This is a genomic window from Atribacter sp., from assembly GCF_035418125.1.
Lineage (GTDB): Bacteria > Atribacterota > Atribacteria > Atribacterales > Atribacteraceae > Atribacter > Atribacter allofermentans.
In genome coordinates, this window is sequence record NZ_DAOLQM010000037.1 from 1 (window position 1) to 12,595 (window position 12,595).

At 36.7% G+C, this 12,595-nt stretch carries 12 protein-coding genes; 8 read left to right on the forward strand and 4 right to left on the reverse strand.

Features of this window, described 5'->3' with window-relative positions; translation table 11 throughout:
• Both PLK24_RS03565 and PLK24_RS03570 read left to right on the forward strand, forming a co-directional pair.
• Nucleotides 1-1,029: zinc-dependent alcohol dehydrogenase (locus tag PLK24_RS03565; protein WP_324476394.1), on the forward strand; the 1,029-nt coding region annotated here is incomplete at its 5' end.
• Between the two features lie 79 nt (nt 1,030-1,108).
• The gene (locus PLK24_RS03570; protein WP_324476395.1) at nt 1,109-2,248 is read left to right on the forward strand and encodes an MFS transporter; all 1,140 of its coding nucleotides are present in this window, start codon (nt 1,109-1,111) and stop codon (nt 2,246-2,248) included.
• A gap of 23 nt (nt 2,249-2,271) precedes the next feature.
• Here the strand turns inward: PLK24_RS03570 and PLK24_RS03575 are convergent, their stop codons facing one another.
• The 4 genes from PLK24_RS03575 to PLK24_RS03590 all read right to left on the reverse strand — a co-directional run bounded on the left by PLK24_RS03575 (nt 2,272) and on the right by PLK24_RS03590 (nt 6,466).
• Entirely contained in the window at nt 2,272-3,330 is a 1,059-nt protein-coding gene (locus PLK24_RS03575; protein WP_324476396.1) for a uroporphyrinogen decarboxylase family protein, read from the reverse strand.
• Between the two features lie 141 nt (nt 3,331-3,471).
• Entirely contained in the window at nt 3,472-4,188 is a 717-nt protein-coding gene (nagB, locus tag PLK24_RS03580; RefSeq protein ID WP_324476397.1) for a glucosamine-6-phosphate deaminase, read from the reverse strand.
• Between the two features lie 20 nt (nt 4,189-4,208).
• Nucleotides 4,209-5,720 carry a xylulokinase gene (xylB, locus tag PLK24_RS03585; RefSeq protein ID WP_324476398.1) on the reverse strand — a complete coding sequence of 504 codons (1,512 nt, stop codon included), beginning with the start codon at nt 5,718-5,720 and terminating at the stop codon, nt 4,209-4,211.
• Nucleotides 5,717-6,466, reverse strand: a complete 750-nt coding sequence (locus PLK24_RS03590; protein ID WP_324476399.1) for a sugar isomerase domain-containing protein — start codon at nt 6,464-6,466, stop codon at nt 5,717-5,719. Before PLK24_RS03590 ends, xylB begins: the two co-directional genes overlap by 4 nt.
• Before the next feature lie 286 nt (nt 6,467-6,752).
• Here PLK24_RS03590 and PLK24_RS03595 point away from each other — a divergent pair, with 286 nt between their 5' ends.
• The 6 genes from PLK24_RS03595 to PLK24_RS03620 all read left to right on the forward strand — a co-directional run.
• Nucleotides 6,753-7,526: a GntR family transcriptional regulator gene (locus PLK24_RS03595; RefSeq protein WP_324476400.1), complete on the forward strand. Its 774-nt coding sequence runs from the start codon at nt 6,753-6,755 to the stop codon at nt 7,524-7,526.
• A gap of 330 nt (nt 7,527-7,856) precedes the next feature.
• Nucleotides 7,857-8,612, forward strand: a complete 756-nt coding sequence (locus PLK24_RS03600; protein ID WP_324476401.1) for a sugar isomerase domain-containing protein — start codon at nt 7,857-7,859, stop codon at nt 8,610-8,612.
• A 60-nt stretch (nt 8,613-8,672) separates the two neighbouring features.
• Nucleotides 8,673-10,001, forward strand: coding sequence for an ABC transporter substrate-binding protein (locus PLK24_RS03605; protein WP_324476402.1), 1,329 nt, complete (start codon nt 8,673-8,675; stop codon nt 9,999-10,001).
• Nucleotides 10,002-10,066: 65 nt separating this feature from the next.
• On the forward strand, nt 10,067-10,948 hold the full coding sequence (locus PLK24_RS03610) for a carbohydrate ABC transporter permease (protein ID WP_324476403.1): 882 nt from the start codon (nt 10,067-10,069) through the stop codon (nt 10,946-10,948).
• Between the two features lie 47 nt (nt 10,949-10,995).
• Complete coding sequence (locus tag PLK24_RS03615; RefSeq protein ID WP_324476404.1) at nt 10,996-11,838, forward strand: carbohydrate ABC transporter permease; 843 nt, start codon at nt 10,996-10,998, stop codon at nt 11,836-11,838.
• Nucleotides 11,839-11,858: 20 nt separating this feature from the next.
• Nucleotides 11,859-12,595: hypothetical protein (locus PLK24_RS03620; protein ID WP_324476405.1), on the forward strand; the 737-nt coding region annotated here is incomplete at its 3' end.

The following is a 12,595-nucleotide window of genomic DNA, read 5'->3' on the forward strand; positions in this document are numbered from 1 at the left end:
ATGAAAAGAAAAGTTGCCAAACTCATATCGCCAAAAACTTTTGTTATTGAGCAAGAAGAAATTCCACCCTTAAAAAAGGATGAAGTTCTTGTAAAAATAGAAGCTTGTGGTATATGCCATACTGAGATGTCCACTTTTTTAGGTGAAAGTGTCACTATTATCGAAGGTCTCGAAAACTATCGTTTTCAAAAAGAAATCCCATATCCGGTTGAATTGGGACATGAGCCATCAGGAATTGTACTTGATATTGGAAGCGAGGTTAAAGACTTTAAAATTGGCGATCGGGTTGGTGGTCCGATTGATGGATCATTTGCTTCACATGTGGTTACTATCCCTAAAAAATTGGTCAAAATTCCCGATTCAGTTGAGAATCCAGAATACTGTTTAGCTGAGCCTTTAGGCTGTATATCGAACATGGTTCGAACAGCCCGGCCTGAATATGGAGATTTTGTTGCTGTCATTGGTTGTGGAACAATGGGCTTATTAACTCTATCAGCTTTAAAACAAATGCCTCTTCAAGGGCTAATCGCTATCGATCTCCAAGATTCACGTCTGGAATGGGCAAAAAGATTGGGAGCTCAATTTATCCTCAATCCAAAACGGGATGATTGTGAACAATTTATCCAAGATTTAACTCATAATCAAGGAGTAGATATTGCCATAGAAATAACTGGAAAATTAAAAGGTTTGGAAATGGCTTCTTTGATAATTCGTAATGCATCCTTTTATGGGTATCAGGGTAGAGGTAGAATCATTGCATCGTCATTTTATGCTGGTGATCAAATAATGAGCAATACTCTTGGTTATCAGCTGATGTTTAAGTCACCCATAGTCGCCTCGGTTCATCCCTGGCATTCTCTCAATTTTATAGAAGATGTTGCCAAAGGAGTCTGGGGATATCAAAAGCACTTCCTTCCCCTTGATCAGTTGGTCACTCATGAGTTTTGCCTTGAAGACTTAGCTAAAGGATTTGAAGCAGCATCTGGAAAGGATATCGATTATCTAAAAGGCGTTATTATCATGGAATAACCGGTATAAATTTTTAACCGTATTTATAATGTCATAACAACCTCTAAAAGAAAGGATTCTTTTTATGATAAAAAATTCAATGAATTTTCATCAATTAAAAATGTCGCTTTTTGCATTTTCAATTGCTTTTATGCTTCATCTTCTTTTATTTGCAACCGCACCGCTTTCAACAATTATTATGGAAGAAATGAACCTTTCTCATGCCGGTTTTGCTTTTATCTTTGGGATTGCTATGATCAGCTTGGTTGCTTCTCGTATCCCCTGGGGATTAATTGGTGATCATATTGGCTTCAGGAATGCCTTTCGGATTGCTCTTCCCATTTCAGCAATAGCAGCAGTCATTCGGCCTTTTACCCAAAGCTACGCTACACTTTTGATGACTCAGCTGGCTCTTGGTTTTGGTTTATCATCAATTCTCCCTATTCTTCCGCTCTTAGTTAAAAAATCCTTTCATAAACATTCCACAGGTTTTGCCACTGGAATTTATATTGCCGGTTTTGCAGCTGGGAATGCAACCGCTATTGCGTTTACACCAAGTTTATTACCAATTTTAAATTGGAGAAATATTCTTTTAGTCTATGCAATGCTGTCGGTTTTAATAGCAATTTTTTGGTGGCTCTTCATTCCTGAAACTCATCTTAAAACCGAAACTATTAAAATTACTCAATTTAAAGCGATTCTCAAAGACCGCTCTCTTTGGGTTCTTCTAATGTTGGTTATAGCATGTATGGGAGGCTACGACACCTTGGCAACCTGGGTTCCCAGAGTAATCGAGATGAAAAATTTTCGACCTTCTTTGGCCACTTTTCTTCCTTTAGGTTTTTTCTTCTCAGGTCCAATTACTGGATTCATTTCTGATCGTTTGAAAAACCGTAACTTTTTATTATCCTTTATGGGTATAGCCACTCTTTTGGCAACTCTTGGAATCAATTCTAATAATTATAGTATATTTAATTTAAGCTTATTTTTAGCCGGGTTTTGCTTAAACAGTATTTTAACCATCAGCTTAGCGATTCCGGCGGAACACGAAAGATATGCTACTTCAGTAGGCGGGGTAGTTGGAGTTATCTCATCGCTGGGAAATATTGGTCCACTTGCTCTACCCATTATCTTTGGTTCTCTAATCGATCTAACTGGAGCCTATCGAGCTTCAATTGTCTTTATTGCATTATTTTCAGGTTTAATTATTACTCTTTGTTCACGATCAAAATATTTTTAGTTCCCGGTATCTTCTTGCACGAATCAATATCTTACAGTGTATTGGCCATAATTTTGAATAGTATGGTACATGGTTAAAATATTTTCGAGAGAAGTATCAGCTTGAATATTATGAGTTGGCCCACAGAGGTAACCTCCACCAGGGGCAAAGGCATCGATTCTCTTTTTCACCTCATCTCTTACCATTCGCGGAGTCCCGAATGGTAAGGCTTCTTGAATATCAATGCCCCCAAAAAAACTTAAATCCTTACCAAAATCTTTTTTTAATTCAAACGAGTCCATTCCGATGCTTAAAGGCTGGAGAGGATTGAGCAGGTCCAATCCGATTTCGATAAAATCAGGGATGATCGGCCGGATTCCGCCATCAGAATGATAAGCGATGATGAGATTAGGATTTCTTTTTTTGAATGCTTGAAACATCATTTTCCAGCGTGGCTTAAATACTTGCCTCCAGAGATTGGGAGAAATAAGCATACCACTTTGCATTCCAACATCATCACCCAGCCAGAGAATATCTATTCCCAAATCAATAAGGGCCATAGCAATTTCGAAATGATATTCCATGACTCGATCCAATAATGTCTCTGCCATTCTTAAATTTGTAAGCATATCTTCCAACATTTGTTGGTAACCTCGCAGATGAATTGCTCCCTCCCACATAGTTAAAGGCACTGCTCCAATGATGGCATAATTATCGCTGTATTTTTTAATAATATTCGCTGCTCTATCGATCAACTCCTGGGTTACTGGTAGGGGAAAAGGATACTTTTTTAGATCATCAACTGTGGTGGCTTTGCTCAGCGGATTATGACATATCTCATTATAAAGACCTTTTTTTAAAAATCGAATTCCCCATTCAGTGTCATAGATCTCCCCTTCTTTAATCTTTCCATTAAAAAGATTAACCATTCCTTCCCAGACAATAACCGCATCATCTCCCATGGCAACATTGACGTCTATACCTTTTTGTCCAGTATAATCTTCAAGAAGCCGTTGGATTTCGGGTGTATATTGGCAGGAGATGGGAACGCGGTCCGGTTCTTGGTGTTTTAAGGCAGTCTTGACTCGATCTTTTCCATTCATCTTTCTTGTCTCCTTTCGTATCTCGTACCGAATATCAAATAAAGACTAGGTGATAGTTAGGTGTTATTTTCATAGCATGATTCACCTTTTAATTTTTTTTATTAACAGCTCGGTTTTTACTATTGTTTTGGTTATTTCCAGTTACAAAATCGATTGATCGATAACCACTGTTGCGTTGGGGTGAAGTTGTAAAACCGATGCTGGTATCTCTTTGCTGATCGGTCCCGAAAGAGCTTGACGAATTATTTCGGCTTTTTTTTCACCACTCACTAAAAGAAGAATTTTTCGGGTATTCATAATAGATTTTATACCCATGGTAATTGCTTTTTTGGGAACTTCTTCTAAGTTAATGAAAAAGCGTGAATTTGCTTTGATGGTCTCCTGACTAAGGGAAACCACGTGGGTTATACTGTTAAGGTGGGTTCCTGGTTCATTGAATCCAATATGACCATTTGAGCCTAAACCAAGCAGTTGAAAATCGATTCCTCCCAAGCTTTGTATAGCTTCTTCATAATCAGCACATTCCCTCGAAAGATCTAAAGCTGTTCCTAAGGGGATGTGAATACGGCTTGGATCAAGCTGAATTTGACGAAAAAGGTTTTTAAGCATAAAAAATGAATAGCTTTGTGGATGATCTGAGGAAAGTCCAATATATTCATCAAGATTAAAAGTATTGATGCAGGAAAAATCGACTATCCCCTGTCGGTGGTATTCAATCAGTATTTCATAAGTTCTAAGAGGCGTGGAACCAGTTGCAAAACCTAACACCGAGGTTGGTTTTTTGATAACTTGTTGGGCGATAGCAATGGCTGCTTTACGGCTCATATCCTCATAATTGCTTGCATAGATGATTTCCATGAATCAATCCTCCGCTTTTTTTAAATATATTCTAAAAAATCTTTATCATAAGTCGAGTATTCTCTAATAAAATTTGAGAAATGTCTATATTTTTTAAATTTCTTCTCATAGATTTGAGTATATTTTATTTGAGGGAGAAATGGATCTTCGGGTATTAAACCATTAATAATCGTGTCAAAATCTTTAATAATTCCCAAACGCTTTGCCCCAAGAAGAAATGCTCCAATGGTGGAGGAATCAGCATTTTGGAAAACAAAAACAGGAAGATTAAATATAGCGCTCACTAACTTTGGCCATATAGGAAAACGAGTAGCACCACCACTTAAAAAAATCTTTCTGATTTGTGGTTTTGATATCGAGGCAAAAGAATCTTTTAAGGCAAAAATTATGCCTTCTATAATGGAATAAATCAAATCCTTTCTCTTATGATTAATCTGAAGACCTAAAAAGGCACCATGAGCTCGATAATCAAAGTGAGGCGTTCCCGTCCCCATTAAATATGGAAAAAAAAGGATATTCCTTTCGGTATTTTCATCTTCGATGGTGTTTAATTCTTTTAAAATGAATTCTTTATCTTCTAACTCAAATAGATTTTTAAACCATTGTATTGAAGACCCCCCGGTTGGAACTGTTCCTAAGCAAAAATAACTTTGAGGTATGCAATGAGAAAAAAAGTATAAACGCCCTAATAGTTTTTCCTCGATGGACTCAAAACTCATCAGCATTTGTGCTGCGGTTCCAATGCATAGGGATAGACTTTCTATTTGGTCCGTTCCATTTGCCAATGCAGTTGTGGCTAAATCACCACCACCTTTTATAACCGGAATGCCTTCTGAAATACCAAACTGTTTGGCAGCAGCATAGGAAATCCTTCCCAGAATATCATCACTTTGAATAATATCTGGAAATAAGGACCTTTTTAATGCACAATTATTGATAATTTCCTCACTCCAATTATGATTTGAAAGGTTATATAGGAGCGATCCAGAAGCGTCTGAATGATCAGTATAAATGTTACCGGTTAAAAGAAACCCGAGATAATCTTTAGGAAACACGATTTTATCGACTTGAGGGAAAAGATTTGATTGTTGGTTTTTCAACCAAAGTATTTTAGGAAGAGTAAAACTTTCTTGAACTGGATTTCCAGTTATTTTTAAAATGGAATCGGATGTGAAAGTGTTTTTTAAGTAATGAACCTCTTCATGAGCCCTGGTGTCAGACCAAATCATACAGGGATAGGCTATTTCTTGCTTTGAATTTAAGAAAACCGGTCCGTGCATTTGTCCAGTGAGAGAAATTCCTTGAATAGACTTTATAATTTTCGGATCTTTATTTCCTATTGTCCGAAGAAGATTCTGTAAATTTGATACCCAAATAGCTGGATTTTGTTCAGCATATCCAGGTAATGAAAAGTTAGTAGGATGGGATTTTGAGGATTGAGCTCTAATTCTCCCTTTTTCGTCATAAATAATACATTTTAAGTTAGTAGTACCGACATCGATGGTTAAAATATTGGCAGAACTATTCATCATAGAGTTCTCACTTTTTTTCGATAGCGATTATAGAGATCGGTATTTTTCTTTTTCCCATCTGGTAAATTACCACTAATGAATATTGGAGGTGTTAATTTTTTTTGCTGAATAAGCCACATCGACACATTTGCTAATATCAAATTGAGAATAAAAGCTCCACAGACTGTAGAGGTAGGTGCAATTTTCTGTTCCAGTCCAGGTATCGACAAAACGGCATCTCCGATTTCGGTATGATTATCAATAAATATGTCGGAAAAATCACTCAGTGATTGACGATTTTTAGTGTTTTTTAAATATTCGCTGTATTTTCTCGATCCAATGCCAATAAGTGGGAGTTGGGAATCCTTAACCTTTTTAGCCATCTCAACCGGAACATAGTTCACCCCAGAATTGGAAAAAATGACAAAAATATCAGATTTCTCGGGTTGAACATGATTGAATATTTTCTCAGCATAGCCTTCTAAATCCTCGAGAGCTGAAGACTTCATGGCTCCAGTATGAAGCATGAGAGAGGGTTCAAGAATCGGGTTGATGCATGCTAAACCTCCGGCTCGGTAAAAAGCCTCCTCACCAAACATATGAGAATGACCGGTTCCAAATATGTGAACAAGCCCTTGGTTGGCTATCGATTGAGCAATTTGCAATGAAGCTTGCATCATTTTTTCTTTTTCAGTATTGACGATTTCTTTAAGTTGATCATTAACTTCCTCATAATAACTTAAATCAAAAATAAAAGGCGAATCCATTTTTTCCTCCTATTATTGAATAAATCTTTGCTTATTATTAAGTAGTGTATCATGATTTTTTTAAAAAATAGAGAAGTTACAAGAGAAAGCAACTGAGAAGGTAAGGTCATCCTTTCTCGATGAATGTCATGAAAGAGGTAGGCACTTTAACTTGTTGCTCATAATTTATCCCTCGTCACTAGATTAGAGTATTGACTTATTCGAAAGAATTTTTTATCCTGGTTATAACCAGTTCTTACAGGATGTTATAATTTAACTATATTACCGAAAGGTGTGGGAATAATAGATGCTTCTTGAAAAAACATCTCCAGTTCCACTACATATACAATTAAGGAAAATAATTCTGTCAATGATTGAAAGTGGAAAATTAAAGCCTGGTGATAAGTTATTTTCTGAGTCCGAGTTTTGTAAAAAGTATAACATCAGTCGAATGACGGTAAGACGGGTTATTAGCGATCTCGTGAATGAAGGATACATTCAAAGAGTTGCAGGAAAAGGCAGTTTTGTTTGTGAACCCAAAATCATTGAAAAATTAACCTATGTTACAACCTTTACTGATGATATGATTTGTCGCGGTCTTATACCCGAACGGAAACTATTGGAGCGACGAATTGAAGATCCGTATCCAAAAATTGCTGAGATGCTCAACCTTGATTCAGAAGACAAAATTATTTATGTTAAAATGCTTCTCTATGCCAACCACGAACCAATTTGCTTACAAAATGTCTATTTACCCTATCGTATATTTTTTAAGTTTATGAAAACCAGTGAAGAAGAAATTGAAAGAAGAGATTTGTGTGAGATATTGAATACCTTTATTGAACGGCCGGTTTTATGGGCAAAGCAAAGCGTTGAAGCAGTTTTACTAAAAGCTAAAGAAGCTAAACTTCTTGAAGTATCAACCAATATACCTGGTTTGCTTTGCGAGAGGGTTACTTTTGATGAGCTCGATACTCCTATTGAATATGTTACTTTTCTTTATCGAGCTGACCGATATAAATTCATGATCGATAAAAGAAACGTTCTTCATCAGAATAATAAACGGTCAATTGAAAAATAAAGATTTAATCTTATCCTTTATTTAAATTATTATTACCGAATTAAAATAGAGATTTCTCTAAATTTGTCCCCAGATTGATAGTTAATAGCTTCTCTTGCTCTACAGGTATTAGAAATGTTTGTACACACCTTTCTTTTTATCCTAAAAACAGAAAGCTCAACAACAATAAAAGAATGATTGATTTAAATAATTTTCACCATTTTATCTTGACAGCTTATTATATCTCAATGTAACCTGTATATACATGATATTATTAACGTTAAAATGAAAATGTATTAAGGAGGTGATTTTTTCTTCTTCTTTAGTAATAAATAATAGGAGGTTATGCCCGTGGTAAAAGGAAAAAGCTATCTTGATATTACCATTGAATTTCTTCAAAAAATTGAAAAAGAACAAGCAAAAAATTTTGAAAAAGCCGGGCAAGTTATCGGGGATGTCCTCATGAAAGACGGTTTACTCCATGTGATTGGTACTGGAGGACATACTGATATCCCCGCTTATGATATGTTTTACCGAGCTGGTGGATTGGTTCCGGTTAACTACATTATACCAATTGGAGCATTATATGGAGCCTGTGGAGCTACCCACGGAATGCGCATCGAAAGATGCCCGGATTATATGAACCGAGTAGTCGATTATTATGGAGTCAAAGCTGGAGATGTAGCTATTGTATTCAATAATATTGGAGTCAATTCTGCTACTATTGATGCCATTTTAGAATGCAAAAAGAAAAAAGCTTATACTATTGGAGTTGGAGGGAGCGAGTGGCAGGAAAAGATCCCCAAAGATCATTTTACCCGTCACCCTAGCCGTCAGAATATGATAGATTTGGTTGATCTTTTTATTGATGATTATAATCCAGTAGGCGATTCAGTTATGGAGATTGATAATTTTGATCGTCCTTTTGCGCCTATTTCAGCTATGACTGACGGATACATTGTGCGCCGCATTGAAATTGAAACCATTAAATATATGGTAAACAAAGGTGTTACCCCCAAGGTATGGATGAGTGCCAACCGAGTTGGTGGCGACGAAGCCAATACAAAATATGTAGAAGAATATTTCAATCGTATTAAAAACTTGTAAACAATTTTGAGAGTAAATCGTTTTCTGGTTGAATACTTTTTTATATAGGAGGGTCATACAATGAAAAAAGGGATTTTAATCCTGATGGTTTTTACTTTAGTCATGGTGTTAGGTAGTATAACTTTTGCTCAAGATCAGCCATTAGAAATAACCTTTTGGCATCACGAAGCACCTGCTCACCGAGTTGCAGCATTTCAAAAAGTAATCGATCTTTTCATGAAAGAAAACCCCAACATCAATTTAAAACAAGAAGTTGTCATGTGGGGAGATGCTTGGGTTAAAACCTTAGCTGCTATTGAAGCTAACACACTCCCTGATTTTCAATTTGGTTTACCTGATTTTGTTACAACCATGTTTAAGACCGGTTCTCTGGCACCACTAACTGATTTAGTGAAAGAAATTGATGAAAAGTACCAGATATTTCCCAACCAGAAGAATATGTATTTCTATGATGGTGATTATTGGGGAGTTCCTATTATGACCATGGTCATGCTCATGACCTATCGACCTAGTTTCCTCGAAGAATATGTTGGAACTACTGAACCACCAAAAACCTGGGATGAAGTACTTGATTACGCCAAAAAGATCACCGAAAATTCGGAAGAAGAAGTATATGGTATTGGGATTGGTGGAGCAAAGAACTTGATGACCGACGAACAAGCCTACATATTCATGGCAAGTACCGGTGCACGATTCTTTGATGAAAATGGAAATATCACCTTTAATAGCCCAGAAACCATTGAAGCACTGAAATTATATAATGATTTGATCAAATTTGCTCCTCCCGGAGCCGAAGCCTGGTCTTGGGGAGAAATCGAATTGAATATAGCAGCAGGAACCCTGGCCATGTCTCCTTACTTTCCATCGGTCCAGAAAAGATTCCACGAAGAGTTTGATAGCGATGACTACAATGCAGCTCATATACCTTTTTATAAAGATCGCACTGAACGAGGGACAATTACCTACCCCAATGAAGTTCATCTCTATAAAGATACTTTAGAAAAACCAGGTCACAAAGAAGCGGTTTACGACTTCGTTCGTTTCATGATGAGACCCGATATAAACGCTATATTAACTTCCGGTCAAGAACCCGGTGGTTTCTTCCCTACGAGTGTTGCCGCTTCCCAAGCCAAGGAATATTGGGATGATCCGATTGTTAAACGATTCGAAAATGCTCATAAAATTGCCATGGAAGCTTTGAATGATTATGCTACGCTTTATGGTTTTGAATATGGTAAATGGGTTAATACCGGTATTGGTGATATCTCCGGTGCTGATGTTTTAGCTGATACTGTCAATAAAGTAGTAAGTGGTCAAATGACTCCCGAAGAAGCAGCAGCCTATGGCGCAGAACTCATGACCAAATATTCTGCACCGATTGCGCAATAATCTCAATTCAACGAGCTGGAGTATTGTTCCAGCTCGTTGATATTTTATTGGTATGGGTGGTTTAAATGCTTAAAATTCGGAAAAATGAAATACAGCAATACTTATTCTTGCTCCCGGTCTTCATCGTTGTCTTGGTTATTTTTGCTTATCCATATATTCGAAATTTAATTTACTCTTTCTATGATATTTCCTTTGGAGGCGCCAAATCCAATTATATAGGACTAAAAAATTATACCTACCTTCTGGGTAGTGGCTTTTTCTGGGAATCTTTATGGAAAAGCCTTTATTGGACTTTAGGTAATTTAATTATTCAGTTGATTGTGCCCCTCTTCTTAGCGATTCTACTAAACAAAAAAATGAAAGGAATTCATTTAGCTCGATCACTGATAATGCTCCCTTGGATTGCGCCTACCGTTGCAGTTGCAGTCTGTATGAGATGGATGTTGCTTCCCAGAATTGGCATTATTAATGCTTTTTTGACTTCGATTGGGTTAATGGAGAAACAAATTCATTTTTTAGGTAACAATACCACCGCCATGCCTGCTCTCATTCTTCTTAACTCCTGGAAATTTCTTCCTTTTGGGACTTTGATGATTTTGGCCGCTCTTCAAGCTATTCCTTTGAGTGTTTTTGAAGCAGCCGAGGTGGATGGTGCAACTGGTTTTCAAAAATTTCGATTTGTTACTTTTCCTCTTCTTAGCTCAATGATTTGGTTTGTTGGATTCCTGGCATTTGCTTGGAATTTTAATACTTTTGATTTTATTTGGTTAACGACTCAGGGAGGTCCTGGAACGGCAACCCAAACCCTACCAGTTTTAATCTACCGAACTGCTTTTAAGACCTTCCGTTTGGGAGAAGCATCTGCAGTAACAGTTTTTATTGGTATCTTTTTGATTATTCTTGGTTTTTTCTATTTCAGTTACCTTACTCCAAAAGATAAACAATAATTGAATTAAATGAATTATCATTCAGCCTGTCGGTGAGGTGAAACGGTTTGGCAGAAATTAACCGGACCAAAAATATTATTACAATATGCGTTATCATACTGGTTCTGGCACTTATTATTTGGCCTTTTGTCTACATATTCATTTCTTCTTTTAAACCTTTAAAAGAAATTATGTCCCGTGCTTCTTTTTTGCCAGTTGAACCAACTCTAAAAAATTATCAAACCCTTTTATTTGCTCGAACACCGGTCAGAGATTTTCCCCGGTTTTTGTTTAATAGTCTTTATGTATCTGTTTTTACTGCTCTTTTTACTCTCATAATTTCATCAATAAGCGGTTATGGAATTGCTCGAAATCGAAGGCTCCGTGCTGGTTTGATCTCAAAATTTCTCCTTTTTATCTATGTTTTTCCAACTGTTGTTCTTTTAGTTCCAATTTATAAACTATTTACTACCATGAATTTATATGACAACTTATTTGGACTCATTATCATTTATACTGCACTGGTATCACCTTTTTGTACCTGGTTGTTGGTATCTTTCTTTGAAAATATTCCCAGAGAACTGGAAGAATCGGCCGGAATTGATGGAGCTGGCACTTTTACCACTTTCACTCGCATTGTTATTCCATTAGCCTCACCAGGATTGGTAACTGCAGGAGCCTATGCTTTCATTACTGCCTGGGGTGAATATATGTTTGCTTTAATTTTGATTACCTCCAATTTGAAGAAAACGGGGCCATTAGGTTTAGCAACCTTTACTGCTGAACAATATATCGAATGGGGACCGCTGCTTTCCGGATCGATTCTTATCATGATACCGGTCTTTATCCTATTCATGCCGGTATCGGGTTATTTCATAAAAGGATTCACAGCAGGAGCTGTGAAAGAATAATAAAAAGGGAGGGAATCCCATTGAAAATTAAAAAATCTATAATTGTTGTTTTGATCATGATGGGTTTGGTTATGTGTGCATTTTCCATAGCTCAATCGAAGGTGTCAATCAACGTAACTGAAGATCAGTATGTTCTCCCGGTAGCTGAATTGGCCAGCACAAAAACTAATCCAGAAATCATTCACATGAGTAACGATCTGGTTGCCATAGATTTAATTCCCAACCGGGGTCGTATCTTATCCAATTTTATGTTATCCGACCAACAACAATCTTATCTCTATCAGAAATTCGTTCCTGATCCTATGGTTCTTCCCGGTGGTCTTCATACCGTTGAATTTGGTGGCTATTATTTTTCCCTTCCATGGAATACCCGGGATCGTCAACCATTTGATTTGCAATTTGAAATTCTGAATTCTACTGATGATTTAGGAGAAATCTTCCTTTCCGGGAAGGACATGTTCCAAAAAACTCTTACCGAAGTTTGGGTGAGAATGAAAAAAGCCAGTCCAGTTATAGAAATTGAAGCTAAAATATCCAATACTTCAAAGAAAACTCCCAAAGATTTAGTGTTCCGAGATTTTTCGGTTTTTTATATTCATGATAACGAAAATAGTAATGAACAAATAATTATACCGGTTGACAAAATTAAACTTATAGAAAGTAAAAATGATTGGGCAGGATCGAAAGAAAGCCTTTTTGAATGGCCGGAATCTTTCTCACAATGGAAAATGATCAACGATTATTTAGTTTTTCAGTC